Consider the following 26,624-nt stretch of genomic DNA (forward strand, 5'->3'; position numbering starts at 1 on the left):
CGCCTCTCACCAACGCCGCGCGCACCGACAGCCAGTGACGACGACCGCCCATGGTTGCCCCTACAAGCCAGCCTGGCGGCACCTCACTCAGATCCGATAATGATCATGTGAAGATTCGTTGAAGATCGGCCTTGCCCGGCCGGGCCGCAACACGACAACGGCCCGATGGCGAACGGATGGCTCGAAATAGATTCCGGCAGGCGGGATTTAGCGCCGCCGTGGACTCAGCGGCGCCGCCCTGCCGTGGGTTGGGCATGAAGCAATACCACTGTGCCCTCATCGGTTTCGACGTCGACCTGGGTAATTCCCCGTCCCGACGCGACGCACACGACGGGCAGCTCCGGGTTGTCGACACCGACTCCCGTCATCAACCAGCTCTCCAGGTCGGATTGGCTCTCGGCAACCGAGAGCACGCGCACGCCGCGCGGCCTCACGGTGTGCGCAGCGGCCAGCCGACCGGGATCCTTGTTCCCAGCGTCCCGCGCCAGCAGAAACGGCAGCCCTGGCGACTCGACGGCACGCGTCATCCCGAGATGGTGAACACCCACACCCTCGCGGGTCAGGCGGCCGATCGGCAACGCGACCTGCTGCGACCGGGCGCTCAGCTCATCGGCGGTCACCGCCACCGCCCAGCCGGCAAATGCCTCGTCCGCCCCGGCCAACGCCGAGAGCACCAACCGCCCGAACGGGTTGTCCCGAGCAAGGTCTGAATCATGCACCGCGACCAGCTCAAGATATCCGCGACCCAACGGAACGATGTAGTTCTGGGTGCCCAGACCGTCGTGCACTCCGCCTTTGACAGCCGCTAGACCGGTCGAGTCCGCGAGCCGACGCGCAGACACACCGAGATCGGTTGTTGCAATGACGATGTGGTCGAGGTGCACGAGCCTGTGTGCCCTTCCTTGATAACCCGCCTGGCAGGTAGCGATCGAGTCGCCGCTACGAACATCGCCGTCGATGCTAGTCGCCATGGATATCTCCGCGTTGACCCTCGGGTCCGCGACGTCGCCGAAGTTTGGCCGGAGATCGTGTGGGGCGATGCCGACTGGGCGATAATGGATGGTCGACCAGGCGCACGGTGCGCATGGTCAACGTTCGGCGGCCGGTCTGGATTCTCGGATCACAGGTCGGGGAAGGCTGAGGGGCAACAGGCCGATGGACGGTGGCGCGCACTGGACGGCGGAAAGGAGGCGCGACCGCGGTGGCCGAATCCGATCCGCTGACAACCCGGCCCGACCCGACGGTGCGGATTCCCGAGGAGCTGCAGGCCGCGGGCTTCTACGAAGCCGTCGAAATCGGACGGGGCGGATTCGGTGTCGTCTACCGCTGTCTGCAGCCTGCTTTGGATCGGACGGTGGCGGTCAAGGTTCTCCTCGCGGATCTGGGGACCGAAAACGTGGAACGGTTCCTGCGCGAGCAACGGGCCATGGGTCGGCTATCGGGACATCCTCACATCACCAACGTATTGCACGTCGGGACAACATCTTCCGGTCGGCCATTCATCGTCATGCAGTACCACTCGCGGGGCTCGCTGGACGGCCGGATCCGTGAGCACGGTCCGCTCGGTTGGCCGGAGGCCCTGTCGCTGGGCGTCAAGCTCGCCGGAGCACTCGAAACCGCACACCAGGCGGGGATACTGCACCGCGACGTGAAGCCGGCGAACATCCTGCTCACCGATTACGGCCAGCCGCAGCTGACGGATTTCGGGATCGCACGGATGGCGGGCGGGTATGAGACCGGCACGGGCGTGGTCACCGGGTCACCGGCCTTTACCGCCCCGGAGGTCTTGGGAGGCCGGTCACCATCGGCGGCCTCCGATGTCTACAGCCTGGGCGCCACGTTGTTCTGCGCGATCACCGGGCATGCCGCGTTCGAGCGGCGCAGCGGCGAACAGGTAATCGCCCAGTTTCTGAGAATCACCAGCGAACCTACCCCGATCCTGCGCGGTGGAGACATCCCCGCCGAAGTCTCGGCGGCGATCGCATCGGCGATGGCCGTCGATCCCCCAGACCGGCCCGCTACGGCGGCGGCATTCGGGGAACAGCTGCGGCACGCGCAGCGTCTCGGCGGGGTGCCTGTCGACGAGCTGGCACTGCCCACCACGTCTGGCACGCCGCGGTCTGTGGCACGCGCCGCGCCGATTCCGACTGCCCGCCGGTCCATTTCGATCACACCGCCGGTGCCGCTGACCCGGTTTCTTCCACCAAACCCGTCGCGGCCACTGATCGACCGGGACCGGTTGATCGACACGCTGCGCAGCAAGGCAGGGCGGCGACTGACGCTCATCCATGGCCCGGCCGGGTACGGCAAGACCACGCTGGCCGGGCAGTGGAGCGCGCTGCTCGCCGAGCAAGGAGCCGCGGTGGCCTGGTTGTCGCTCGACACCGACGACAACAACGTGGTGTGGTTCCTCACGCACCTCATCGAGGCGATCCGCCAGGTCAGGCCCTCCCTGGCCGGTGAACTGGGCAGAGTGCTCGAGGAGCATGGCGATCAGGCCGAGCGGTATGTGATGACGTCGCTGATCAACGAAATCCACCAGAGCGGTGAGCCGGTGGCGGTGGTCGTCGACGACTGGCACCTCATCTCCGATCCGGCAGCCATCGCGGCGATGGAATTCCTGCTCGACAGCGGCTGCGAACACCTGCAGATGATCGTCGTCAGTCGCACGAAGGCCGGCCTACCGCTCGGTCGCCTGCGGGTGCGCGATGAGCTCATCGAGATCGATGCCACCGCACTGCGTTTCGACATCGACGAGGCGCGGGCGTTCCTGGCTGAGCGTGGCGGTCTGTCGTTGGCAGATTCAGCGATCGCCGGGCTGGCCGAGGCGACAGAGGGCTGGGTTGCCGGTTTGCAGCTGGCCTCGCTGTCGCTGCGTGAATCGTCGGATCCGGACGCCCTGATCGGGAAGCTGTCGGGACGTCATCGCGCGGTCGGGGAATTTCTTGCGGAGAACGTCCTCAACGGCCTCGACCCGGAGATACTCGACTTCTTGTTGACGACGTCGGTGACAGAACGGATCTGCGGCTCGCTTGCGTCCGCGCTCATGGGCTCTCCGGGCGGGCAGGCCATGCTGGACGAGGTTGAACAACGCGATCTGTTCCTGCGCCGGCTCGACGATGACGGGCAGTGGTTTCAATACCACCACCTGTTCGCCCAGTATCTGCGCCAACGCCTTGACCGCGATCAACCTGGCCGCATCGAACAGCTGCACCGCACCGCGTCGGTATGGTCCGCCGACCACGCGATGCTCGGTGAGGCCGTCGATCATGCCTTGGCCGCGGGCGATCCGGGGCGCGCTGTCGAGTTGGTCGAACGCGACGGTGTGGAACTAGTTCAGCAGGGGCGCATGTTCACCCTGCTCGGGCTGGTGGCGAAACAGCCGCCGCAGCAGGTGAGCCAGAGCGCACGCTTGCAGCTCACGATCGCCTGGGCCAACAACGCGGCTGTCCGTCCAGGAGCTGCGCAAGGCGCCGTGGACGGCGCACGTGCCCTGCTCACAGCGCACCAGGGCGACGACCTCAAACTGGCGGATCTGCGGGCGGAGGCCGACGTCATCCAGGCCGATATCCACGTCATCAGCGATCGGATCGACGGCGTCGAAGAGCTTGTCGCCGAGTGCTTGTCGCGCCCGGACACGTTGCCAGCCTGGGTGGTCTCCTGCGCCGCCGACGATGCGGTGTTCGCCAATCTGTTCCGGTTCGATTTCGACGCCGCGCGTCGCCGCCACCAGTGGGCGCTGACCTACCACGCACGCACCCGCGGGCCGCTCTCGGCGGTGTATGGCTATCGCTTCGCCGGGCTCGCCGCCTCCGAGCAACTCGACATGGCCGCCGCCGAAGACCTCTTCCGCGAGGGTCTGCGGATGGCCACGACCGCAGGAGATCAGCACTCCTACCCTGCCCGCGTGGCCTCGGCGCTGCTGGGTGATCTGCTGTATGAACGCGGAGAAATCGCCGAGGCCGAGCGATTGCTCGACATGAGCCAAGAACTCGGAGCCGAGAACGGCACCGTCGACTTCATGATCGCGCGTTATACGACCGGCGCCCGGATCAAGGCGCTACGCGGTGATCTCAGTGCCGCGGCACAGTATCTCAAGGAAGGCGCACAGGTAGCCGACGCGCTGGCGCTGCGGCGCCTAAGCGCAGCCGTCGATCACGAACGTGCCCGTTTACACCTACCCGTCGCTGCGCCCCCGATCGATCACGCCGCGCGCCGCGAGCCCACGGACGGTATCGACGAGGTGACCCTGCAGCTGCAGGAGGCCACCGCTATCCGGTTGCTCCTCAACGAAACCCGGCCCGAGCAGCTCGAGCTCGCCACCGCCTGGGCGCGGCAATGGGTCGACCAGTTGGGGGGACGCGGACGTCACAGGGCGCTGCTGCAAGCCAACCGACTGTTGGTGACCTGCCTGGCGGTGGCCGGTCACGACACCGAAGCGCTGCAACTCCTGTCGGCGACAGCGGCCGTGTGCGCCGAGCACCGGATGGCCCGGTTCCTCCTCGACGAAGGGGCACCGGTTCGTACGCTGCTCGAGACGTTACGCCGCGAGGCCCGGGCCGATCGGTGGCAATCCGATTGGAAGCCGGTCCCGCTGTCGTTCCTGGACGAGAGCCTGGGTCCGTCGACCTGACGTCACACCAACGAGAGTGTCAGGCGTCGGCGCTACCTGCCGCCGATGCGATCACGCGGGGCGGTGAGCGGTACCAGTGCCAGAGCCCCTGTCAGTGCTATCGCTCCGCTGCCGATGAGGAATCGCCAGTCGCCGAGCCATGCAGCGAGGATGGGGGTGCCCGCTCTGGCCACTGCCATGGGCACGGTGATGGCGGCCAGCACGGTGGCGAAGTGGGTCACTCCGAAATTCGTTGCGACCAGCAGCGGCCGCGCGATGACGCCGATTCCTTGGCCGAGGCCGACGGCAGCCACGCACAAAAAGGTCAGGGGTACTGAGAGCCCGACGAAGGGCAGCGCCACCAGTCCGACTCCTTGTACCGCGAAAGCGACTGCGGTTGCGGATGTCAGGTGCCAACGCCGCCCCACCGTCGTGATGACGAGCCGCGACAAGATCTGCAGCACACCGACGGCGATGGGCATCGCCGTGGCGACCACTGCGGAATGGCCAATGTCCATCAGGTAGGCGACCACCAACAATAGGAACGCCGCCACCGAGCCCGCCTGACCGACGAATGCCACGAGGAACAGCCAGAACCGCCTCTGGCGTAAGGCCTCCTGAACGGTTACTCCGCTGTGGTCGCGTAGCCGGTCGCGGTGCGCGGCGAGGGCGGGGATGGCGATCGCATGGGCAGGAACGCATGTCACGGCATAGGCCACACCGAGCATCGCCACCGTTGTGCGCCAGCCGAATTCACCGTTCATCCAGCCCAGAAGCGGATAAACCAGATAGGTGGCCAGCCCCGCGATCATGGTGACGGTCAGGATGGCACGGTCCCGGTGCCCCGGTTCCGCGACCACGACGATCACCGCGAACGCCGCTTCGTACGTCGACAGTGTGATCGACACACCGATGAGCACGAACGCCACGTACAGCATCACCAACGAATGCGCCTGCGACCACAGCACGACCGCCGCCGCTCCCACCGCAACGCCGGCAGTCATCGACATCCGGCCACCGCGCCGGTCCATCAGCCGCCCCACGGGGAAAGCCGCAACAGCGCCCGTCAAGGTCGAGATGGTGGAGGTGGCGGCCACCGCCGTGCGCGAAACACCAAGATCTATCGCCATGGGGACCAGGACGACCGGTAGCACCTGGATCATCGCGATGTAGCCGGCGGTGGTCGTGAACACGAACACCGCGGTCAGTAGTCGCCAGTCCCGTTGTCTACATCCAGTTATCGCGCTCGGGTCGGTCATCCGCGCAGCAGGGGCAGCAACCGACTGCCCTGACGCTCGATCTCACGCAGATACGGTGTGTCGGACAGCACGAAGTGGGTGATGCCCAACTTCTGATACTTGCGCAGCGTGCTCGCGACATCCTCAGCCGACCCGACTATCCAGGTGGTGGCCGCACCGCCTGCCCCGTACTTGCCTGGTGTTGTGTACAGGTTGTCGTCGAGCACCTCGCCACGCTCCGCGAGATCGAGCAATCGCTGCTGGCCGACCGCGGTGCGCCGGTGCGGGTTGTAGGACGGATTCGCCTGCGCAGGATCGCCTTCGGCACCGGCATACCGCGCCGCCATCTGCGCGACCTTTTCCTCCGCTTCAGCCCAGGCCTGATCGGTCGTGTCGCGCACGAATGTCGTTACACGCAACCCGAATTCGAGTGGTGGGTGTTCACGTCCGATCACCTGGCTCAGCGTCCGGAGTCTGTCGATGCGCTCGGCTACGCCGTCGAGGGGCTCGCCCCAGAACAGCTGGACATCCGCTTCGGCTGCGGCAACCCGCTCGGCGGCTTCGGAGGCTCCGCCGAAGTACAGCAATGGATGTCGACGCTTCCCGCGAACCTGGATGCGCGGCACCACGGTCGAGTCTTGCACGGAGAAATGGGCACCGCGATACGTGACGTTCTCCTGCGTCCAGAGAGCACGTATCAGTTGCATGAACTCGCGCGTGCGTTCGTAACGGTCGGCCTGCTCGCTCTCGGCGTCACCGTACGCACCGAGATTATCCTTGCCCGACACGATGTTCACCCGCACCCGACCTCGGGTCAGATGGTCCAGTGTCGCTGCGGCCGAGGCGAACTGTGCAGGCCGCCAGTACCCCGGGCGCACCGCGATGAGCGGCTCGAACGTGGTGGTCCGCGCAGCCAGCGCCGCCGCCACACTGAACGTGTCCGGGCGACCCCATCCCGTTCCGATGAGCGCCCCGGTCCATCCCGACTTCTCCAGCGCCAGAGCTTGGTCGGTCAGGGTGTCGAGGCTGTTATGGTCCGCCGTGACGTCGTCGCCGCGGTGGCCAGGTTGAACCTCATTGGGGATGTACCAGAGGAATTCGGAACTCATTGATTCTCTTGCGGTGTCAGATGTTCGAGTTGCGCGGTCCGCACGGCTGCGCTCTGGCCCTGGACCAGGAGAAACAGCGCCGACCTGGCGTGTAGCTGGGCTGTGTCGTCCAAGCGGATACCCCGCCCGGACCGTGCCACCACCAGTGCGCGGGTCAGTGTGGCCAGTGCATCGCCGATGGCGACCTTGGCCGCGAGCCGTTCGTCCACCCGATGTCTGCCGTCATCGCGGGCGAGCACCTCGTCGGCCAGCGCATAAGACTGCTGGCGGATCGCGTCGATGCGAGGCCGCCAGCCGGCCGAGACCGCCCGCGCCTGGGCATCGGGTTCTGTGTCCAACTCGTCGAGCACCGCGTACGCCAACCCGAAATGGTGCGATTGCGCGTCGCTTGACATGCCGAGATCCTGTCGGCGCCAGTGGGCCACGGATTCCGTCGAGATCACGTCCCGGTCCGGGACGCGGACGTCGTTGAGGGTGACGCGTTGCGTCCTGCTGCCGCCTACGGCGCTCAGGTCGAGTTCAGCGGCCACCGTGTCTCCCGATACCGGAATCAGTGCGGTGACCACGGTTTCGGTCAACGGTTCGACCCCTGCGACCGCAAGAGCCTGGTTCAGGCCCCAACCGGTCACCCAAGAGATGGTGCCGGAGAACACCCATTCATTTGTGCGCCGCTCGACTGCCACGTAATGGTCGGGATATCGGCGGACATCACTGAGCCCCGCCCCCACGAGCAGCCTGCCGTGGACGACGTCGCGAGCCCGGTCGGACAACGTCGTGCCGTCCGCGTGCTGCTTGGCCAGTGGCTGCACCAGCGGCGCGTGCTGGACCCACAGCAACCAGGTGTTCAGGCACGCCCCGGCAAGGATCTCTCGGATACGGCGATCCGATGCGAGATCTACTGCCGCACCTCCGAATTCCTCCGGGGCAAGGTGATTGAGCAAACCCAGCTCCGCCAGTTCAGCGACTCGCTTCGGCGCGATGCCATGGCGGTCGGTCTGCAGCGCAGACGGCCGCAACACTTCGTCGGCGTAGCGTTGCACTACACCGACCAGAGGGTGCAGGCCGACATCCGACGCCGTGGCGGCCGACGCCGGCTCGGCCACTCGCGTCATCCCCATGTGACCGAACGCTACTGCGGACCAACATTATTGGTCACGCCTTGAAGTCACCGTGAACAGAACGTCTTGCGATCACAGTGAGACAAATAGCTGACGGGATCGGCCGGCCGGCTATTGACTGGAGGTCACTATCACTGCGCTGCGACGCTGCCGGCCGTGTGTCGCCGACGGCGCTATTGCCGGCCGCTCGGCCACACCTCTGTGAAAGGTTCTACAGGCTTGCACCACAACAGAATCCTTCGGGTTTCCACACTGGTTGTCACGGCAGCAGTCGCTGCGACCGTCGCGGCCTGCGGTGGCGGCGGCCAGTCTTCCGACGCCGGTGGTTCCCCCGTATCGGGCGGCACCCTCACCTTCTACGATCCGGTCGAATACCAGGCGTGGGCGCCGACGAACTCGCTGTGGTCCAACAGCCAGGTCGCCGACAACGTCGCCGAACGCCTCATCTGGCAGGATCCGCAGTCCGGCGACTACAAGCCCTGGCTCGCACAGTCCTGGCAGATCAGCGACGACCATCTGACCTACACCTTCAAGCTCAAGCCAGGGATCACCTTCAGCGACGGCACACCACTGGACGCCGATGTGGTGAAGCTGAACTTCGACCAGCACGGCCGGGGCGACAGCAAGCTCGGAATCCCCGCGGACCCATTCTGGACCGACTACGCCGGCACCGACGTCGTCGACGCCGACACCGTTGTTGTGCGGCTGTCCAAGCCCAATGCCGGTTTCATCCAGATCCTTTCGAACTACCGCGCGAGTTCCATCTTGGGCAAGTCTCTGGTCGAGCGGGACCTCAACGGCCAAGGCGATCTGCGCAACTGGGTGGGGACCGGACCGTTCGTCGTCGAGTCGGTGACCGGCACCAACGGTGTGACGCTCAAGCGTCGCGACGACTACAACTGGCCGCCCGAGGGTTCCGCCCACAGCGGCAAGGCATACCTCGACCGGGTGATCTTCAAGACGGTGCCCGAGACCGGAACACGTATCGGCGCACTGCAATCCGGCGAGGCGCAGATCGCCCGCAACATCGCCCCTTACGACGAACAGACCGTGACCGATGGCGGCGGCAAGCTGGTGGCCATCCCCGTAAAGGGCGAGACCAACGATCTGACTGTCCAGCTGAAGAACCCCGACTCGCCCGTGCAGGATCCGCGGGTGCGCCTGGCATTGCAGGCCGCCACCGACCGGGCAGCCATCAACAAGGCGGTGCTGTCGCCGAACTATCCGATTCCGTCGAGTGCACTCGTCGCGGGCACGCCACTTCGCGGTGACGCGACCAAGTACCTGGGCTACGACCTCGACAAGGCAAACAAGCTACTCGACGAGGCCGGCTGGGTGCCGGGGCCGGACGGAACCCGGGCCAAGGATGGCAAGCGGCTGAGTTTCCACCTGCGGGTCGCTCCGTATTACCAAGTGTCGCAGTCGGTTCTGGAGGTCATCCAGTCACAGTGGCGCAAGGTCGGCGTTGAGGTGAAGATCACCAACCCGTCACTTACCGAATATGAATCGCAGGAAGCCACCGCGCCGGACTGGGACTTCGACCAGGGCCAGACCTCCACCGACGAACCGAGCGTGCTGCGCACCGCCTACGGGACCGACCGCCAGCACGTCACCAACAACTACGTGCCCGATGCGACGCTGGACGGGCTCCTCGCCGCACAGTCCGCCGAGTTCGACCCCGGCAAGCGCAAAGTCGCGATCCAGGCGATCGAAGATCGCATCTTCGGTCAGGGCTACTCCATTCCGCTCTATGACGAAACACAGGTGTTCGGCCTCGCCCCCGCAGTCCACGGCTTCACGACCGAGTCGACCGGACGGGCCTGGCTGTATGACACCTGGTTGGCCAAATAGGAGGTGACACCACGTGCGTCGCTACGCCCTCAACCGGCTTGGACAGGCCGTCCTGGTCCTCTGGGCCGCATACACCCTGTCTTTCATCCTGCTCAGTGCGCTGCCCGGCGACGCGGTGCGCAACCGAATCGCCAATCCTGACGCGCAGATCACGCCGGAAGCAGCGCAGGTTCTGCTCAGCTACTACGGGCTGAACCGGCCGTTGTGGGAGCAGTACCTCGGGGCGCTCACCCACCTGTTGCGCGGCGACCTCGGCTTCTCCCTCACCAACGGGCAGACCGTCACAGCCCTGCTGTCGGTGGCATTGCCGAACACGCTGAGGCTGGCAGGCCTGGCCTTGTTCATCGCGGTGGCACTGGCAGCTGCCATCGCGGTGCTCAGCAATTACGCGCCCCGTGCCTGGGCCCGCTCGTTGACCGGGACGCTGCCTGCGCTGTTCGCCTCGGTGCCTACCTTCGTGGTCGGAATACTCGCGCTGCAGTTCTTCTCGTTCGGCCTACATCTCATCCCGGCGTCGGACGACGGGTCGTTCACCGCGCTGATCGGGCCCGCGGTGACGCTGGGGATCCTCATCACCGCTCCGTTGGCGCAGGTGTTCATCACCTCGATCGGCAAGACCCGAACGCAGGCGTTCGTGCACGTGCTGTCCGCCCGCGGCGCCGATGAGCGCTACATCTTCACCAAAGGCGTTCTGCGGAATTCGTCGCTCCCGGTACTCACGTTGCTGGGACTCGCGTGCGGGGAGCTCGTGGCCGGGGCAGTGGTGACCGAAGCGGTCTTCGCACGCTCCGGGGTGGGCCAGCTGACCGTCGCCGCGGTCAGCACGCAGGATCTGCCGGTGCTGCAGGGGGTCGTGCTGGTGGCCACGTTGACCTACGTATTGGTCAATCTGGCAGTCGATCTCGCGTACCCCTTCCTCGACCCGCGCATCCTCGCCTCCCGCAACGGTGCACGCGACACTCGCGCAGCCCGCCGCGGGCCGGCCGCGGCGGCCCTACGGCGACCGGTTCCCGCCGAGGCGGTGATCCCGTGACGCTCTCCATGCAAAAGCCGACAAACGACGAAAAGACCAGCACAGCAACAAATCAGACCTCGCTGCGGCGCAGGCTGAGCGGACGATGGGGCCTGCTTCCCGCGCTCGCCGTGTTCACGCTCGCGGTGCTGTGGGCAGTCGTCCCCAGTGCATTCACCCACTACGACCCGATCGCGGTGGACAACACGATCCGATTGCTGCCGCCGTCGGCTCAGCATTGGTTCGGTACCGACCTACTGGGCCGGGACCTCTACGCGCGTATCGTCTACGGCGCCAGAGCCTCGCTGCTGGGCGCCAGCACGGCGGTTGCGATCGCAGCCGTTCTCGGCTCGGCGCTGGGCGCGACTGCCGGCTGGTTCGGCGGCCGTATCGACGCTGCGTTGATGCGGCTGATCGACGTGGTCCTGTCCATCCCCGGCTTTCTGTTCGCCATCACCATCGTCGTGCTCTATACCGCGCAGACGGGCTCTACCGGACTGCTGCCGGCAGCCATCGCGGTGGGACTCACGTCCTCGGCAACCTTCGCCCGGTTGATCCGGTCGGAAGTTCTGCGTGTCAGGGAGAGCAACTACGTGGACGCCGCGATCACCAGCGGTGCAACCACCTGGGCCATCCTGGTCCGCCACGTCATCCCCAATTCTCTGGCGCCCAGCGTGGCGCTGATCGCCGTACAACTCGGTATCGCGATCATCTGGATCGCCTCACTGAGCTTCCTCGGGCTGGGCGCTCAACCGCCCCAACCGGAATGGGGACTGCTGGTGGCCGACGGCCGCAAGTACATCGCCACCCGAGGCTGGCTGACCCTGTTCCCGGCGCTGACCATCGTGGCAGTTGTGTTGTCCATCAACCATATTTCACGACATCTGACCGAGAGGCGCGCATCATGAGCGAACGACCGGTGCTGTCGGTGCAAGGCCTGTCTGTCGGATATTCGACGGGTCATCGGATCGACCAGGTGCTGCACGACGTCAGCTTCGACCTCGGCGCCGGCGAAGTCCTTGCCCTGGTGGGTGAATCGGGTTCGGGCAAGACCACCACCGGCCAGGCCATCCTTGGCTTGCTGCCACACAACGGTCACGTGCTCGCCGGGTCCATCACCTTCGAGGGACGCGACCTGACGGCGCTGAATCCAAAGCAGTGGCGCGACATCAGGGGCAGGGCGATCGGTCTGATCCCCCAGGATCCGACCGTCTCGCTGGACCCCGTGCGACGCGTTGGCGATCAGGTCGCCGATGTCCTGCGGTTGCACACCGACCTGACTGCCGAGGCACGCCGCGATCGCGTACTGGAGCTGTTCGACCTCGTGGGCTTCACCGATGTCGAGCGGCGATACCGCCAGTACCCGCACGAACTGTCGGGCGGCATGCGGCAGCGGGTGCTGGTGGCCGCCGCCGTGGCGGGCGATCCAGGTGTCATCATCGCCGACGAGCCGACCTCCGGGCTCGACGCCACCGTGCAGAAGCAAGTGCTCGACCTGATCGACGGACTGCGCACCAAGTTGTCCACCAGCATCGTGCTGATCACCCACAACCTCGGCGTCGCAGCCGACCGTTCCCACCTGCTCGGCGTCATGCAGCAGGGGCGCCTCGTCGAGTTCGGGCCCACCGCTGAGGTTCTCGCCAATCCGCGGCACTCCTACACTCAACGGCTGCTCAACACCGTGCCTCAACGCTTGACGCTGCGGGACCGAGCCGCCGCAGCAGCACCGCCCGCCGACGACGTCATCGAGGTCGCCGGTCTGCGCAAGGTCTACGGCGCGGTGCCCGCCGTCGACGGCATCTCCTTCCGCGTGGCCCGCGGACGGACCTTCTCCATCGTCGGTGAATCGGGCAGCGGAAAATCCACCACGGCTCGCATCCTCACCGGCCTCACCACGGCCACCGATGGGCGGGCATCCCTCCTCGGAACCGATGTGACCGCCTTGAGCCGCAAAGACTTCCGTCCGCTGCGTCGCGATGTGCAGATCGTCTACCAGAACCCATACTCGTCGTTCGATCCCCGGCTCGATGTCTTCGACGTGGTGGAGGAACCCCTGCGTTCTTTCCAGCGCCGTAGCCGAGGACACCGGAAGAACAACGCCGACCGGGTCGCGGCGGCGCTCGAATCAGCCTCCCTGCCGGCAGACTTCGCACGAAAGCACCCCCGAGAACTGTCCGGAGGTCAGCGGCAACGGGTCGCCATCGCCCGCGCGTTGGTTGTGGAGCCGCAGATCGTCGTGCTCGACGAACCTATCTCGGCCCTCGACGTCTCGGTGGCCGCACAGATCCTCGAACTGCTGCAACGTCTCCAAGAGGAGCGCAACCTGACCTACTTGTTCATCTCCCACGACCTGGCAGTCGTGCGTGCGATCTCCGACCACGTCGCCGTCATGCAGCAGGGGCGCATCGTCGAACAAGGTTCTCCCGATGACGTATTCACCGCACCGAAAGAGGAATACACCCGCAGACTGCTCAGCGCTGTCGCCGGGCGTGACCTTGCATCATCCCGGGACGCCGCATGACCGACACGCAGCCACGGACCCTTCAGGAGGCGCTGCCGCGGATACGCACCGTGCTGCACGCGGCCGCCAAAGGATCTGCGGAACGGGATCTGACGCACGAACACCCCTACGAGCTCGTCCAGCAGCTGGCCGACGCCGGGTTCGGTCGGTTGCGGATCACACAGGAATACGGCGGCTTCGACGTCGATCTGCCAACGCTGTTCGCGCTGCTCGCAGAGGCCGGCCAGGCCGATTCCAATCTGCCTCAGATCTGGCGCGGGCACTTCACCACCACCGAGATCCTGCGCCGGGAAACGGATGCCGAGGTTCGACGGCACTGGTCCAAAGCCGTCGCAGCAGGCATGGTGTTCGGCAACGCACAGTCCGAACCAGCGGCCCTTGTCCGCGGTGCCGATGATCCTTCCGACTGGGGCGCCCTGACCACGCATATCCGCCGCGACCCCGATGGCCGCCGCGTGGTCTCAGGCACCAAGTTCTACTCGACTGGAGCACGCTTCGCCGACTACATCCGCACCGCCGCACTCGACGAGGATGGCAACCGTGCCTTCGCCGTGCTGTCGGCGAACCACACCGGCGTCACCCACATCGACGACTGGGACGGTGTCGGTCAGCGCCAAACAGGCAGCGGTACCACCATCTTCGACGATGTCCCGGTGGAGCCACACGGCGATATCGGGCGCCACGTCAGCACGCTGCGCGGGCTGGATTCCTTCGTCCAGATCGTGCATCTGGCCAACCTGGCCGGCATCGCACGCAGCATCGTCGCAGAGACCGTGGACATCGTGCGGGCCCGCACCCGCACCGGTCAGCACGCCCTGACCCAGGACGCCGCCTCCGATCCGGAGGTCCTTGCCGTGGTCGGCACGCTGTACGCCCGCCAACTCACCGCCGAGACGTTACTGCGGCACGCCGCCGAAAGACTCGAGCTCGCTCATCGCAGCGGCCGCGAAACCGACTACGCCGAGGCCTATGTCGAGACGTCGGCAGCGCAACTCGGGGTCGTCGAAGCGGTGCTGGACGCTGCAACCATCGCCTTCAATGCCGGCGGATCCTCGACAGTACGCAACCGTGTGCACCTGGATCGGCATTGGCGCAATGCCCGCACCCTGGCGTCGCACAACCCGATCATCTACAAGCCCCGCGTGATCGGCGACTTCCTGGTCAACGACAGCAAACCGGTCTCCGGCTATTACCGGGACAGGACGAAAGCCCACTCCGACGAAGAGTCCGCCCTATGACCGCAGGCCTGCATCTCAACGTCAACATCCTCAACGCCGGCGTGTTCGGCGGTTCCTGGCGGTTCCCCGGAACCGACCCGCTGGGTAGCTATACCATCGAGCACTACACCTCGATCGCGGCGAAAGCCGAAGCGGCCAAACTAGATGCGGTGTTTCTCGCCGACACTCCTGCGCTCGAGCCGACCATCCGTCATCGCCCCGGCAACAACCTCGAGCCGTCCACGGTGCTGGCCCGTATCGCCGCCCGCACCGAGCGGATCGGCCTGATCGGCACGCTGTCTTCGTCGTACAACGACCCCGGCGAACTCGCCCGCCGACTCGGCGATCTCGACCATCTGTCCGGTGGCCGATTCGGATGGAACGTGGTGACCACGGCAGGGCCGGGCGCTGCAGCCAACTTCGGCCGCGTCGGCGAACCGGACCACGGCCTGCGCTACCGCAGAGCCGAGACCTTCGTCAGCCAGGTGGTGGCATCCTGGGATGCCCGCACACGGTTGGTCTCACCACAGGGCAGGCCGGTCGTCGTACAAGCCGGTGGATCCAGCGACGGCAAGCGGCTGGCTGCGAAGGTGGGCGAGGTCATCTTCTCGGCCGAGCAGGACATCACCACGGCGCGAGCCTTCCGTACCGAATTGCGCGACACGGCACAACAGTTCGGCCGCAATCCCGACGAGATCGTGGTACTGCCCGGCCTGTCGACGGTGCTGGGCAGCACAGAACGCGAAGCTCAGCAGCGCCGGGAATTGCTCGACACGCTACTTCCCGACGCCTATGCCAAGGCACGGCTCGGCGGACAACTCGGATTCCCGTTGGACGGTCTCGCCGACGACGAGCCGATCCCCGCCGAACTTCTCCGCGACCCCGATGAGGCCGGTGGCTCGCAGACTTTCTATCGCGTTGTGCGCGGCATCATCGACCGAGAGCAGCCGACCCTGCGCCAACTGTTGACCACGCTCTCCGGCGGCGGAGGTCACCGCATCGTGGTGGGCACACCCGAACAGGTCGCCGACGACATCGAACGGTGGTATCGATACGGTGCAGCAGACGGTTTCAACGTCATGCCCGACGTACTGCCTTCGGGTTTCGACGATTTCGTCGATCACCTCGTACCGGAGCTGCAACGGCGCGGGTTGTTCCGCACCGAGTACACGGACAGCACGCTACGCGGGCATCTGGGCTTGCGCGTGCCCGCGGTACCGCTGGCCGGCACCGGATGAATCAGTGACTCATCCTTCCAAGGAGAAACCGAGATTGAGTGTCTTCATCGAACTCGCCGTAGGTGACGGCCACGGGCAGACGTCACCAGCCGACGCGGCGCGCATCGCCGACGCGGCACAGCACGCAGGTATCACAGGACTGCGGCTTCTGGACCACGGCACCACCGAACCCACGATCGATCCCTCGGTGGTGGCGGCTCACCTTGCCGGCAGGTACCCGGCGCTGCACTACCTGATCGACGCCCCCACCACAGGCAACGCCCCATACAATCTCGCCCGTCGCGTCCTCTCGGTCGACCGCGCCACCGCCGGACGCGTGGGCCTGGTGCTGCGGCCCGGCGCCGGCGACGAGGTGAGCGACGCCTCGACGCTCCAGCCAGACTCGTCCGATCCCGCGCAGCGGTGGAGCGAATACGCGACCATCCTGGCCGCTCTGTGGGAATCATTCCCCCGCTCGGCACTGACTGGCGACCAGCAGCGTGCCATCGTGATCGACGACTCACAGATTCGGGCCGTCGATCACGCCGGCCCGTTCTATCGCGTCGCCGGTCCACTGGACGGACCGGCGTCGGTGCAGGGACGACCGGTACTGGTGGCCACCGATCTCGATCTGCTGGGGTCCGCGCGCATCGCCGCCGCCGCTGATGCGGTGATCCTCGACACGAACGAATTCGGCTCCTCTGCAGATACTTTGCGCACCGCCCTGGCAGCAGCGGGACGGCACCGCAGCGACATCGCTATCTTGGCTCGGAGCGGCGGCGCCGGCGATGTCCATGCACCGCCCGGCGCCGACGGCGTTGTCCTCACCTTCGCACATGAAGCCGACCAGATCATCAGGGCGATAACCGTTCGGGCAGAGAAGATCTCGGTCCCGGCCGGTACGACGCTGCGCGCCGAACTGGGACTGCGGCGGCAGGGAGCGGCATGACCCTGACCGACACTGCTCGCACCAGAACGGATTCGGCCGACCCGATAACCGTGGACGGTATCCGGACGAGCATCAACCCGATCCTGCAGCGGCTGGCCGCCACTGCCACCGACCGCGAAAGAACCCGTGACTATGCCTTCGATGACGTGCGAGAGCTGGCCGAGTGCGGGATCGCGCTGACCGGGATCGCGGCGAGCGACGGCGGCGCCGGAGGGTCCGTGCGCGATGTGGCCGACCTGGTCATCGCCATCGCCCGCGCGGATTCCAATGTGGCGCAGGCACTGCGCACCACGTTTCTGGTCGCCGAGCAGATCGCCCTGCACGAGGACCTGCCGCTGCGCGAGGTCAACCTGGACCGGCTGCGTCGGTACGCACTGTTCGCAGGCACCAGCAACGAACGCAGCGGCGGCCCCAGCGGCAGCGTCGCCACGTCCGCCCGCCGCGTCGCTGACGGCTATATCGTCAACGGCCGCAAGTACTACTCCACGGGTGGCCTGTATGCGTCGTACTTCTCCGCGCAGGCCATCGATGAGAATGGCCGCACCATCCGGTTCACTGTGCCCACCGACCGGACCGGTGTGCAGCACCTCGACGATTTCGACGCCGTCGGGCAGCGCCTCACCCAGAGCGGTACGACCGCACTGCACGACGTCCAGGTATTCGACGACGAGGCGGTGGTGGCCGACGAGCACGTGCCGGACAATCCGTGGACCGGATCGTTCGCCCAGTTGTATCTGGCTGCAGTGCAAGCAGGTATCGCCGCACGCGCACTCGACGACGCCGTGTGGTTCGTCCGGGAGAAAGCCCGCCCCATCAAACACAGCTCGGCCGACAAGAGCAGTGACGATCCATACGTCCGCCAAACCGTCGGCCAGATCGCCGCGCACGCCCAAGCCGCCAAAGCTGTTGTTCTGCTGGCCGCCGAGGAACTGCACGCGTTGCGCGGGCTCAGCGGGGCCGCGGCCCGCACCGCGGGCGCGCAGGCATCGGTGACCGTCGCCCAGACCGGTGTTGTGACCATCGAATCCGCGCTCAGCGCCGCGCAATTGCTCTTCGATGTGGGCGGCGGGTCTATCACCGACCGCCATCTTGGGTTCGACCGGCACTGGCGCAACGCCCGTACGGCAGCCAATCACAATCCGCGGCAATGGAAAGCATCTGTGGCCGGTGGCTATCACCTGACCGGTGAAGACCCGCCGACCACCGGCCTGTTCTGAGAAGGAGATCCATGACCATCGACACGACCCGCATCCTGGGTCGGACCGGCGTGCGGGTGACCCCACTGACATTGGGCACCATGAACTTCGGTCGCCACCAGACCGAACAAGAAAGCCTGCGGATCATCGGTGCGGCGCTCGACGCCGGCATCCGGGTGATCGACACCGCCGACGTGTACGGTCAGGGCGAGTCCGAGGAGATCGTCGGCAAAGCACTACGAGGGCGCCGCGACGACGTCGTGCTGGCAACGAAATTCAACGGCCAGATCGGCACCGACCCGTTGACCGCAGGCAACTCGCGCCGCTGGATCACCCGCGCCGTCGACGCCAGCCTGCAGCGCCTGGGCACCGACTACATCGACCTCTACCAGGCGCACCGCCCCGACCCTCACACCAGCCTGCTCGAGACCCTGCAGACCCTCGACGGGCTGATCCGGCAGGGAAAAATCCGCTACTACGGCACCTCAGTGTTCCCGGCGCACGTGCAGGTCGAGGCACACTGGCTGGCCGAACGCCACGGCCTCATCGCCCCGCACACCGAACAACTGCCCTATTCGCTCCTCGTGCGTGGTGCCGAACGCGAAGTGTTCCCGGTCGCCCAGCGCTACGGCGTTGGCATCCTGTCCTATGGCCCGCTGGCCGCCGGCTGGTTGTCGGGCAAGTACCGGATCGGCGCGCCACAACCCGCGTCGGCCCGAGCCGACCTCATCCCGGGGCGATTCGACATTGCCGCACAACGCAATCAAGCGAAGTTGACGGCAGCTGACGCGCTTGCCCGACTCGCCGAGGACAACGGGCTCTCGCTCGTCGAGTTGGCCCTCGGATTCGCTCTGAAGCATCCCGCAGTCAGCAGCGTCATCATCGGGCCGCGCACCCAAGAACATCTTGAGGCCTACCTCAAAGCCACCACAGTGACGCTCAGCGATCCCGTGCTGGACCGCATCGACGCGATCGTGGAGCCCGGCACGCAATTTCACGACCGCGACACCGGTCGCGACACACCCTCTCTACAACCCGACGCGCTGCGTCGCCGCCCCTGAAATCGGCTACCGAAAGGCACTCCAACATGAGCTACGGCACCTTCGAAACCACCTACGCGGCCGCCGACGACCGCTACACCAAAATCGAGTACCGCCGGTCGGGTCATTCAGGGCTGGACCTGCCTGCCTTCTCGTTCGGCTTGTGGCAGAAATTCGGCACCGACTATCCGTTCGAGACGCAGCGCGAAATCACCCTGCACGCTTTCGATCTCGGCATCACGCACTTCGACAACGCCGACCGCTACGGCCCTCCACACCGGGCCGCGCAACAGAACTTCGGCCGGGTGCTGGCCAAGGATCTCGCGCCGTACCGCGACGAACTCGTCCTGTCGACCAAGGCGGGCAACGACATCGGGCCCAGCCCTTACCTCAAGGGCGGGTCCCGCAAATCGCTGCTGCGGTCACTGGAACACAGCCTGCGTGATCTCGGCACCGACTACGTCGACATCTTCTACCACCACCGCCCAGACCCCTCCACCCCGCTGGAGGAGACTGTCGGCGCGCTGGCTTCGGCGGTGCAGCAGGGCAAGGCGCTCTACATCGGCATCTCCAACTATCTGCCCGAACAGACTCACCAGATCGCCGAGCTGCTGCGCGCAGCCGGAGTACCGCTGCTGATCCACCAGCCGCGGTATTCGATCTTCGACCGCGGCATCGAACAGAACGGGCTTCTGCAACTCGCCGATGACGACGGTTTCGGACTGGTGGTCTATTCGCCTCTTGCCCAAGGTCTTTTGACCAACAAGTACCTCGAGTCGATCCCTGACGGTGCCCGCGCGCTCAACAGCTCGTTCCTCGATCCGTCGGTGATCACAGACACCTACCGCCAGCGCACCGCCGAGCTGAACAAGCTCGCCGAGGCTCGCGGACAATCACTGGCGCAACTCGCGCTGCAGTGGGTGCTGCGCCGGCCGGCGGTCACCTCGGCGCTCATCGGCGCGAGTTCCACCGCGCAGCTGGACCACAACGTCAAGGCGCTGGAATTCCCTCAACTCACGGCCGACGAGCTGGCGATCATCGATGAACACGGTATTCACGGCACCGGATCGAATCTCTGAGATGCCTGACCGGACCGCCCCGATCGGAGCCGGTGTTGCGGGCGGTCGAGCCTTCCGGCTCGGCTTCCTGTTGCATTTGGACCGTGACATCACACCGGACGCCGCCTATCGCGAAGCCATCGAATTGTTCGTGGCGGCCGAGGAACTCGGATATGACTCGGGCTGGGTCATCCAGCGGCATTTCCGCCAGGGCAACGAACACGTCGCCTCGCCACTGGTGGTACTGGCCGCCATCGCGGCACACACCCAACGAATCAAGTTGGGCACCGGCGTGCTCGTGCTCCCGCTGGAAGATCCACTGAGAGTCGCCGAGGACGCCGCCACGCTGGATGCCCTCAGTGGCGGCCGACTGGAGCTCGGGGTCGGGTCGGGGCCGTTCGCGGGGGCATGGAAAGCCTTTGGTCGCAGACTGTCTGATCGCCACAGCCTGTACTCCGAGTCGGTCCGTCGTCTGCACGCCGTGCTCGACGGTGCACCGGTCAACGATCTCGGCGAGGTCCTGCACCCATCGGGTGCAGGAGTCCGACAACGTCTGTGGCAGGCGACCACCAGCGACGCCGCACACGCGCACCCTGCGGCGCAGGCCGCGGCACGGGCCGGTGACGGGCTACAACTCTCGCGGGCCACCGCGTGGCAGGGCGGCACGACTGCTGACGCACAGCAACACCAGGCCAAGATCATCGAGTCCTACCGGCAAGCCTGGGCGCATGCCGAGCGGGCACCGCGAGTGCAGGTGTCTCGCGCGGTGTATCCACACCCGGACCGACGAGAGGCAATCCGGCGCGTCACACCGGGGGTGCTTCGTTGGCAGAGTTGGACCACCTCCGGTGCCATCCCATCTCCTGGATCCGTCGAGGAATACCTGCACAACGACCGGGCACTTGTCGGGCCCAGCGAGGAACTGGCGGCCCAGCTCGCCGGCGACCCTGCGCTGCGGAATGTGACCGACCTGCTCGTGAGCTTCGTGCCCGGCGTGCCGGACCATGATGAGCACCTCAGGCTGCTCGAAGCCACGGCTCGCGAAATCGCACCGGCATTGGGATGGCATGCGGCATCCGAAACCCTGGCGCCCGCGTGCACCTGAACCTGTCACTCATGACGCCAGGCCACTTCCGTACCGCCTGGCGGCTGCCACACGCAGATCCAGTGGCGCATCTCGACATCGACCACTTCACCCGGCTGGCACGTATCGCGGAGAACGCCGCCATCGACGCGGTGTTCCTCGGTGACGGACCCGCAATACACAGCGATATCGCCGACGCGCCAGGGACCGGCATCGATCCCCTGGTACTGCTGGGCCACGTGGCGGCGCTCACCGACAACCTCGGTGTCATCATCACCAGCTCCACCACATACAACTCGCCCTACAACCTGGCACGCCGGTTCCAGGCCCTCGACCACGTCACCAAAGGGCGCGCCGCGGTCAACATCGTGACCACCGGAACGTCAGCAGCGGCTGCGAATTACGGTCTGGCGCAACATCCTGACAAGGAAGACCGCTACCGCCGCGCGTGGGAGTTCCTCGAGGTGGTGACCCGGCTCTGGGATAGCTGGGAACCGGACTGGCTGATCGCCGACAAGGACTCCGGGCGGTACGCCGACGAAACCCGCATCCACCAGATCGACCACCATGGCGAGTTCTTTTCCGTGGCCGGTCCGCTGCCCGTCCCGGCCGGGCCGCAGGGTCGCCCCGTCCTCGTGCAAGCCGGCGGCTCCGAAGGTGGCCTCAAACTCGCCGGTGATTTCGCCGACGTGGTGTTCACCGTGGCCCAGACACCCACCAAGGCAGTCGAGTTCCGCGAAGACATCCGGTCCAGGGCCGTGGCGGCAGGCCGCCATCCTGACGATATAAAGGTCTCGCTGGGCGTCGTCGTGCTGGTCTCCGACAGCGACGCCGAGGCCACCGCCCGGGCGGAACAGTTGTACGCGACACTGCCGATCGAGCGGCTCACCGCCGAACTCCTGGCCAACCTCGGCCTCCCCGACGGCGCCTTCAGCCCCGATGATCCGATCAGTGCCTCCGATCTGCCGAAGGCAGCCCCGAGCAGCGGATTCTCGTCAGGATTCAACGTGTCCACCCGGGCATTGATCGCCGAACGACCGTACACCCCAAGACAACTGGTGCAACGCAGTGCCGGCGGATCCGGTCACCGGCTACTCGTCGGGTCCGCGGAGCGCGTCGCGGACGACCTGCAGGCGTGGCTTGCCGCCGGCGCCGCGGACGGATTCACGATCATGCCCGCCGATACCAGCGTCGACCTCGGCACCTTCGCCACGCAGGTCGTGCCCATCCTGCAGCTACGGGGACTCTTCCAGCAGGAGTATCGGGCGCCGACGCTTCGCGAACGGCTGGGCCTGCGCCGCCGGTGTGGGTTCGAGCCGAAATTCGAGTAGCCGAATTGGTGCGACTCGTCGTCCGAACATGCATTGAGAATGGACTGTATGAATCGGATTCTGCAGGCGTTGGCCGGAGGTTTGGTCGTGCTCGGCGCGGTGCCCGCGGTTGCCGCGCACGCCTCCCCGGCCGTTCCCGACTTCTCGTCCTACCCCAAGGTGGCCGAGGACGACTACACGGTGCGGCCCGGCCTGGCGTATTCGGTGCGTGGATTCCGCACGCCGAGCGGGTTGTATTGCACATCGTCGAATCACCGCGCGATGTACGCGGTGAACTGCACTGGGCCACTGGTCGGCGCGCCTGATGGGGCGAACTGGGTGAATCTCTTCGAGTCGGGCAACGTAGTCACCCCGGTGAAATTCACCCACGGCGACGCACCACAATCGGCCGACATTCCCCAGTTCGAGGGACATCCGATCAACCTGCTGCCAAAGGACACCGCGTACGCGTTCGACGATGCGATCTGCGTCTGGACCGACACCATTGCGCTGGCGTGCCGGATGGGCTCAGGAGACGAGTACAACGGCTTCATCGCCACCACTGACGCCGTCACGACGTTCGGCAACGTGTGAGCGTTATTGCCGCGGAAACCACAACCGCTGGAGCGGGTCGGCGTAAGTACCCCTGAGAAGAATCGAACTTCCATCCTCAGCTTCGTAGGCTGTCGCTCTATCCGTTGAGCTACAGGGGTATTGGGGTCAGCGGGCGGGGGTTGAGCAAGGCCCTTCCCCCGCCCGCTCGGGTGTGAGTGTCACACCGGTAGAGGCGCTCGCGCGAACGTGCCACGCTGCCGCGGTTCGAACGGTTCCCGGATCATCCGCATGCCCGCTTCCTGTGGGGTGCGATCGCCCTTGAGGCCGTTGCATGCCTGGCACGCTGCCACCAAATTCAGCCAGGAGTCAGATCCGCCGCGACTTCTGGGCAGCACGTGATCGACTGTCTGAGCGCTTCCAGAGCAGTAGACGCAGGTGCTGCGGTCGCGGCGCAGGATCCCTTCGCGCGTTGCCCGTTCGTTGTGCCGGTAGGGAATGTGCACGTATTCGCGCAATGCGACCGACATGGGCAGCTCGATCACCAGCGAGGGGCCGTGGATGTGCACGGCCGGGCTGTGGCGATCGATGACGTACACAGCGTCGCGCAGAATCAGCTGGACGGCGTCCTGCCACGGTACTCGGGCAAGCACGCGGTAGTCGGCGTTGTAGACCTCTACCGTCAGGTTGGGTGTCTGAATCGGCATGACCGCGTGCCTCCTTTCTGGCCATCGTCGCGGGCTTGAGTTGGTTTGCCCCGGGCAGTAGCCCGGCGGACCACCTTGCTGCACAGCATGTTTCGAGTTCCGCGCTACGTGCACATCGTCGTTCACCGGGCAGCGCGCTTCCGATGATGCTACGTAGAACAGTGCTTGTAAACCGATATTCTTCTCAAGAAAGCCTGCGCTGCACCGCAATTGAGCACAACGAAAGCTAGGAATGTCTGGCGACGTTCCTAGCAGGACAAACGGACAGCGTGAGAGATTTCTGAGATTCCCGGAGACGCTCGGACCGGCTTTCGCCGTTGCGCAGGCTTTCGCTCATCCAGATGCCGGCATGAGCGCCGACGGTTCCCGCGCACGACAATGCCGCCGTAGATGCGCGATGCATCCCGGCCAGCAAATAGTCGCTGCGCGTCATAAACATGCGATCAACGGTAGCAGCGAGGCGCAATACCTCAGCCACCTTTTTCACCCCCGGCCGGTCCGCCGCTGAATGCTCGCAGCGATCCGATGCGGACGCTGTTGTGACGTAACACTTTTTGCGTTTTCAAGGTTCGCCGACGACGGCCCGTGTCGACCTGGGTCGGGCTTCGTCCCGGGCAGCTCCGACGTACAGGTTTTTCACAACATTAAATTCTGTTTCTTGCCGCGAAACATGCGTACTGTGCTCTGCATCACACCGTGAGGTGCGTTCGTCCGCTGCACGCCGCAGCCCCGCGAAGGGACGCGACATGACGTCGACCCCCGTAGGCCAAGAACCGAAATTGCACAAAGGCACCAACTGGTGGGGTGCCTTCGTCATCGGTTTGGCCGGCCCCATCCTCGTCACCGGCATCGACCCCCCAGCTGTCCAGGCCTTAGGGGCCGCCGCGATACCCCTGCTGGCTGTCACGACAGCGATAGGGGTGCTGTTGTGTCTGTTCGCCGCCGAACTGGCCGCCGTCATGCCGCACCGCACCGGCGGACTGCCCTCCTACACCACCGAATCCTTCGAACTGGTCCACCCCGCCACCGCCACCCACCTCGGCGGCCTCTCGGCCTGGGCTTATTGGCTGGGCTGGTTCCCGGTCGCCCCCATCAACATGATCCTGGCCTCGGCCTACATCACCCAGCTGTTTTCCATACCGCAGGGTCCGTCATTTCTACCGTTCGGCGGTTTGGGTAGCCCGATTTCCTTGGCCGTCCTGATCATCTCCGTGATCGCCATCGCGATCATGTATGTGCCTGCCTACTTCGGCATCAAACTGGGCGCCGAATTCGCCACCATCTTGGGCATCGTGTCCATGGCACCACTGACCCTGCTCATCCTGCTGCCGCTGTTCCACCCGAGCTCGATACACCTGAGCAACCTCGCCGGATTCCATTTCGCCCCCGGCGTCACCGGTAGCCCCACGATGATCCTGGCGTGGATGTTCGTCATGACCTGGTCGGTGCTGGCCATGGAAGCCGCCGCCTGCTACCTCGGCGAATGCCGCAACCCCGCACGCGACGCGAAGATCGCCATGACCATGGAAGGCATCTACGGGTTCTTCATCTTCGTATTCATGGCTGTCGCGCTGGTTGCGGTGCTGGGTGTCGCCAAGGACGCCGACCCGCTCACGATCTTCTCCGCACTGATTACCGGCGTCACCGGCACGACCGGCGGCTGGGTGGAATGGGCATTGGGATTGCCCCTCATCGTGGCCCTGCTGCTCTCGGTACTCAACGCGATCATGGGCTGCGCCCGCTCGCTGTATCAGGCGTCCGAGGACGGCATGCTGCCCCGCTGGTTCGGCCGCCTCAACACCCACGGCGTGCCCGCTCGCGCGATGGCATTCAACGTGGTCTGTTCGTTCCTGGTCCTGCTGTTCGGCAGCCCCCTGCGGATCTACATCTTCTCCAACATGGGCTACCTCTTCTCGGCCGGTCTCGTATTCTTCGCTTACTTTGCCCACCGCCAGACACGTCCATCGGTGCACCGCCCGGTGCGACTGCCGGGCTTCATGCGCTGGGTCTCCCTCGCCATCGGATTGTTCGTCCTGGTGCTGTGGCTCTTCGGCGGCTGGAACAGTCCATCGATCGTCGTCGGCACCACGAGTCACACCCTGTTCTTCGTCGGCGTCCTGATCCTCGCCGCCTATGTGCCCCTGCACCTCTGGCGACGCATCACCGACCGCCGTCTGGAACCCGCACCCATCCTCGTTGAGCCCGCACCCGAACCCGAACCGGAACCCGTATGAACACGCGATTCAAACGCCGCCGCGGCGACCAGCAACCCACCTCACCCCGCGATGTCGTCGTCGTCCTACGGCCCGACGCCCCGGCGTCCGATGCACTCTTCAAAGCCGCTCGCGCCGCAGGCGGCACCGCGACAGTCGTTGTGCCGCTGAAGATTCACGGTTACTCGCTCGGGATGCCCAACCCTGGTCTCATGCCCACTGCGCGAGAATCGGCGGCCGCCAACACCGGGGTCACCAAGGCCGTCGACCGGCTGCGTCGCGCGGGTGTCGACGTGGACGGTCAGATCGTCGTCACCCGCCACGCCGACCGTGCGATCACACGAATTGTTCGCCTACGTGGCGCAACGCGGGTCCTGATGGAAACGTCGACCTCCAGTCCGCTTCGGCGGTTCCTGGAGGGCGACTTGCATCGCCAGCTCGCACGCCGACTAGAACCTCGCGTGACCGTCGAATCGATACCCCAGCCCTGATGCACTAGCCCGACAGACGCCCCGGTTCCTGCACCGTGGCCAGATCCGAAATTGAACTCTCAATGAGCGTGCCGCATCGCCAAAATGGCCTGTCTCTTATACACATCTGACGCTGCCGACGATCGCATA

At 65.7% G+C, this 26,624-nt stretch carries 21 protein-coding genes and 1 tRNA gene; 16 read left to right on the plus strand and 6 right to left on the minus strand.

What is annotated here, in order from left to right; all coding sequences use genetic code 11:
* Positions 1-224: 224 nt before the first annotated feature.
* Positions 225-971, minus strand: a complete 747-nt coding sequence (locus A5784_RS00680; RefSeq protein WP_082944581.1) for a VOC family protein — start codon at positions 969-971, stop codon at positions 225-227.
* 230 nt (positions 972-1,201) lie between these two features.
* Between A5784_RS00680 and A5784_RS00685 the strand changes: the two genes are divergently transcribed.
* The gene (locus tag A5784_RS00685; protein WP_064941280.1) at positions 1,202-4,633 is read left to right on the plus strand and encodes a serine/threonine-protein kinase; all 3,432 of its coding nucleotides are present in this window, start codon (positions 1,202-1,204) and stop codon (positions 4,631-4,633) included.
* A 32-nt stretch (positions 4,634-4,665) separates the two neighbouring features.
* On the opposite strand, the gene A5784_RS00690 is transcribed toward A5784_RS00685, so the two are convergent.
* The 3 genes from A5784_RS00690 to A5784_RS00700 are packed head-to-tail and all read right to left on the minus strand — an operon-like array spanning position 4,666 to position 8,077.
* On the minus strand, positions 4,666-5,871 hold the full coding sequence (locus tag A5784_RS00690) for an MFS transporter (protein WP_064941282.1): 1,206 nt from the start codon (positions 5,869-5,871) through the stop codon (positions 4,666-4,668).
* A complete protein-coding gene (locus A5784_RS00695) occupies positions 5,868-6,959 on the minus strand; it encodes an LLM class flavin-dependent oxidoreductase (RefSeq protein ID WP_064941284.1) in 1,092 nt (363 codons plus the stop codon). Before A5784_RS00695 ends, A5784_RS00690 begins: the two co-directional genes overlap by 4 nt.
* Positions 6,956-8,077, minus strand: coding sequence for an acyl-CoA dehydrogenase family protein (locus tag A5784_RS00700; RefSeq protein WP_156750304.1), 1,122 nt, complete (start codon positions 8,075-8,077; stop codon positions 6,956-6,958). The genes A5784_RS00695 and A5784_RS00700 overlap by 4 nt, the downstream gene beginning before the upstream one ends.
* A 219-nt stretch (positions 8,078-8,296) precedes the next feature.
* Between A5784_RS00700 and A5784_RS00705 the strand changes: the two genes are divergently transcribed.
* The 13 genes from A5784_RS00705 to A5784_RS00765 are packed head-to-tail and all read left to right on the plus strand — an operon-like array spanning position 8,297 to position 23,126.
* Positions 8,297-9,928: an ABC transporter substrate-binding protein gene (locus A5784_RS00705; RefSeq protein ID WP_082944582.1), complete on the plus strand. Its 1,632-nt coding sequence runs from the start codon at positions 8,297-8,299 to the stop codon at positions 9,926-9,928.
* A gap of 13 nt (positions 9,929-9,941) precedes the next feature.
* Entirely contained in the window at positions 9,942-10,961 is a 1,020-nt protein-coding gene (locus A5784_RS00710) for an ABC transporter permease (RefSeq protein ID WP_064941286.1), read from the plus strand.
* 8 nt (positions 10,962-10,969) lie between these two features.
* Positions 10,970-11,848: an ABC transporter permease gene (locus A5784_RS00715; protein WP_064941363.1), complete on the plus strand. Its 879-nt coding sequence runs from the start codon at positions 10,970-10,972 to the stop codon at positions 11,846-11,848.
* The gene (locus A5784_RS00720; protein ID WP_064941288.1) at positions 11,845-13,461 is read left to right on the plus strand and encodes a dipeptide ABC transporter ATP-binding protein; all 1,617 of its coding nucleotides are present in this window, start codon (positions 11,845-11,847) and stop codon (positions 13,459-13,461) included. Before A5784_RS00715 ends, A5784_RS00720 begins: the two co-directional genes overlap by 4 nt.
* A complete protein-coding gene (locus A5784_RS00725; protein ID WP_064941290.1) occupies positions 13,458-14,699 on the plus strand; it encodes an acyl-CoA dehydrogenase family protein in 1,242 nt (413 codons plus the stop codon). The genes A5784_RS00720 and A5784_RS00725 overlap by 4 nt, the downstream gene beginning before the upstream one ends.
* Entirely contained in the window at positions 14,696-15,916 is a 1,221-nt protein-coding gene (locus A5784_RS00730; protein WP_064941292.1) for an LLM class flavin-dependent oxidoreductase, read from the plus strand. The genes A5784_RS00725 and A5784_RS00730 overlap by 4 nt, the downstream gene beginning before the upstream one ends.
* A gap of 34 nt (positions 15,917-15,950) precedes the next feature.
* Entirely contained in the window at positions 15,951-16,844 is an 894-nt protein-coding gene (locus A5784_RS00735; RefSeq protein ID WP_064941294.1) for an LLM class flavin-dependent oxidoreductase, read from the plus strand.
* Complete coding sequence (locus A5784_RS00740) at positions 16,841-18,061, plus strand: acyl-CoA dehydrogenase family protein (protein ID WP_064941296.1); 1,221 nt, start codon at positions 16,841-16,843, stop codon at positions 18,059-18,061. Before A5784_RS00735 ends, A5784_RS00740 begins: the two co-directional genes overlap by 4 nt.
* Before the next feature lie 11 nt (positions 18,062-18,072).
* On the plus strand, positions 18,073-19,101 hold the full coding sequence (locus A5784_RS00745; RefSeq protein ID WP_064941298.1) for an aldo/keto reductase: 1,029 nt from the start codon (positions 18,073-18,075) through the stop codon (positions 19,099-19,101).
* A 26-nt stretch (positions 19,102-19,127) separates the two neighbouring features.
* Positions 19,128-20,159 carry an aldo/keto reductase gene (locus tag A5784_RS00750; protein ID WP_064941300.1) on the plus strand — a complete coding sequence of 344 codons (1,032 nt, stop codon included), beginning with the start codon at positions 19,128-19,130 and terminating at the stop codon, positions 20,157-20,159.
* Between the two features lies 1 nt (position 20,160).
* Positions 20,161-21,243, plus strand: a complete 1,083-nt coding sequence (locus A5784_RS00755; RefSeq protein WP_064941302.1) for an LLM class flavin-dependent oxidoreductase — start codon at positions 20,161-20,163, stop codon at positions 21,241-21,243.
* Between the two features lie 11 nt (positions 21,244-21,254).
* Positions 21,255-22,553 carry an NtaA/DmoA family FMN-dependent monooxygenase gene (locus A5784_RS00760; RefSeq protein ID WP_232005884.1) on the plus strand — a complete coding sequence of 433 codons (1,299 nt, stop codon included), beginning with the start codon at positions 21,255-21,257 and terminating at the stop codon, positions 22,551-22,553.
* A 48-nt stretch (positions 22,554-22,601) separates the two neighbouring features.
* Complete coding sequence (locus A5784_RS00765) at positions 22,602-23,126, plus strand: hypothetical protein (protein ID WP_064941306.1); 525 nt, start codon at positions 22,602-22,604, stop codon at positions 23,124-23,126.
* Between the two features lie 47 nt (positions 23,127-23,173).
* Here A5784_RS00765 and A5784_RS00770 read toward each other — a convergent pair.
* Both A5784_RS00770 and A5784_RS00775 read right to left on the minus strand, forming a co-directional pair.
* Positions 23,174-23,245: transfer RNA gene (locus A5784_RS00770), tRNA-Arg, on the minus strand.
* Between the two features lie 60 nt (positions 23,246-23,305).
* Complete coding sequence (locus tag A5784_RS00775; protein ID WP_064941308.1) at positions 23,306-23,791, minus strand: HNH endonuclease; 486 nt, start codon at positions 23,789-23,791, stop codon at positions 23,306-23,308.
* A gap of 746 nt (positions 23,792-24,537) precedes the next feature.
* Between A5784_RS00775 and A5784_RS00780 the strand changes: the two genes are divergently transcribed.
* Both A5784_RS00780 and A5784_RS00785 read left to right on the plus strand, forming a co-directional pair.
* A complete protein-coding gene (locus A5784_RS00780) occupies positions 24,538-26,025 on the plus strand; it encodes an APC family permease (protein ID WP_064941310.1) in 1,488 nt (495 codons plus the stop codon).
* Positions 26,022-26,495 (plus strand): universal stress protein, encoded by a 474-nt coding sequence (locus tag A5784_RS00785; RefSeq protein ID WP_064941313.1) that lies wholly within the window; start codon positions 26,022-26,024, stop codon positions 26,493-26,495. The genes A5784_RS00780 and A5784_RS00785 overlap by 4 nt, the downstream gene beginning before the upstream one ends.
* Positions 26,496-26,624: the final 129 nt, after the last annotated feature.

This window comes from Mycobacterium sp. 852013-50091_SCH5140682 (assembly GCF_001665685.1).
Lineage (GTDB): Bacteria > Actinomycetota > Actinomycetes > Mycobacteriales > Mycobacteriaceae > Mycobacterium.

What these genes read in the sequence shown, in the direction of transcription:
- A5784_RS00680 (WP_082944581.1), bottom strand. Translation starts at nt 971, where the DNA reads ATGGCGACTAGCATCGACGGCGATGTTCGTAGCGGCGACTCGATCGCT.
- A5784_RS00690 (WP_064941282.1), bottom strand. Translation starts at nt 5,871, where the DNA reads ATGACCGACCCGAGCGCGATAACTGGATGTAGACAACGGGACTGGCGA.
- A5784_RS00695 (WP_064941284.1), bottom strand. Translation starts at nt 6,959, where the DNA reads ATGAGTTCCGAATTCCTCTGGTACATCCCCAATGAGGTTCAACCTGGC.
- A5784_RS00700 (WP_156750304.1), bottom strand. Translation starts at nt 8,077, where the DNA reads ATGGGGATGACGCGAGTGGCCGAGCCGGCGTCGGCCGCCACGGCGTCG.
- A5784_RS00715 (WP_064941363.1), top strand. Translation starts at nt 10,970, where the DNA reads ATGCAAAAGCCGACAAACGACGAAAAGACCAGCACAGCAACAAATCAG.
- A5784_RS00720 (WP_064941288.1), top strand. Translation starts at nt 11,845, where the DNA reads ATGAGCGAACGACCGGTGCTGTCGGTGCAAGGCCTGTCTGTCGGATAT.
- A5784_RS00725 (WP_064941290.1), top strand. Translation starts at nt 13,458, where the DNA reads ATGACCGACACGCAGCCACGGACCCTTCAGGAGGCGCTGCCGCGGATA.
- A5784_RS00730 (WP_064941292.1), top strand. Translation starts at nt 14,696, where the DNA reads ATGACCGCAGGCCTGCATCTCAACGTCAACATCCTCAACGCCGGCGTG.
- A5784_RS00740 (WP_064941296.1), top strand. Translation starts at nt 16,841, where the DNA reads ATGACCCTGACCGACACTGCTCGCACCAGAACGGATTCGGCCGACCCG.
- A5784_RS00745 (WP_064941298.1), top strand. Translation starts at nt 18,073, where the DNA reads ATGACCATCGACACGACCCGCATCCTGGGTCGGACCGGCGTGCGGGTG.
- A5784_RS00750 (WP_064941300.1), top strand. Translation starts at nt 19,128, where the DNA reads ATGAGCTACGGCACCTTCGAAACCACCTACGCGGCCGCCGACGACCGC.
- A5784_RS00755 (WP_064941302.1), top strand. Translation starts at nt 20,161, where the DNA reads ATGCCTGACCGGACCGCCCCGATCGGAGCCGGTGTTGCGGGCGGTCGA.
- A5784_RS00760 (WP_232005884.1), top strand. Translation starts at nt 21,255, where the DNA reads ATGACGCCAGGCCACTTCCGTACCGCCTGGCGGCTGCCACACGCAGAT.
- A5784_RS00765 (WP_064941306.1), top strand. Translation starts at nt 22,602, where the DNA reads ATGAATCGGATTCTGCAGGCGTTGGCCGGAGGTTTGGTCGTGCTCGGC.
- A5784_RS00775 (WP_064941308.1), bottom strand. Translation starts at nt 23,791, where the DNA reads ATGCCGATTCAGACACCCAACCTGACGGTAGAGGTCTACAACGCCGAC.
- A5784_RS00780 (WP_064941310.1), top strand. Translation starts at nt 24,538, where the DNA reads ATGACGTCGACCCCCGTAGGCCAAGAACCGAAATTGCACAAAGGCACC.
- A5784_RS00785 (WP_064941313.1), top strand. Translation starts at nt 26,022, where the DNA reads ATGAACACGCGATTCAAACGCCGCCGCGGCGACCAGCAACCCACCTCA.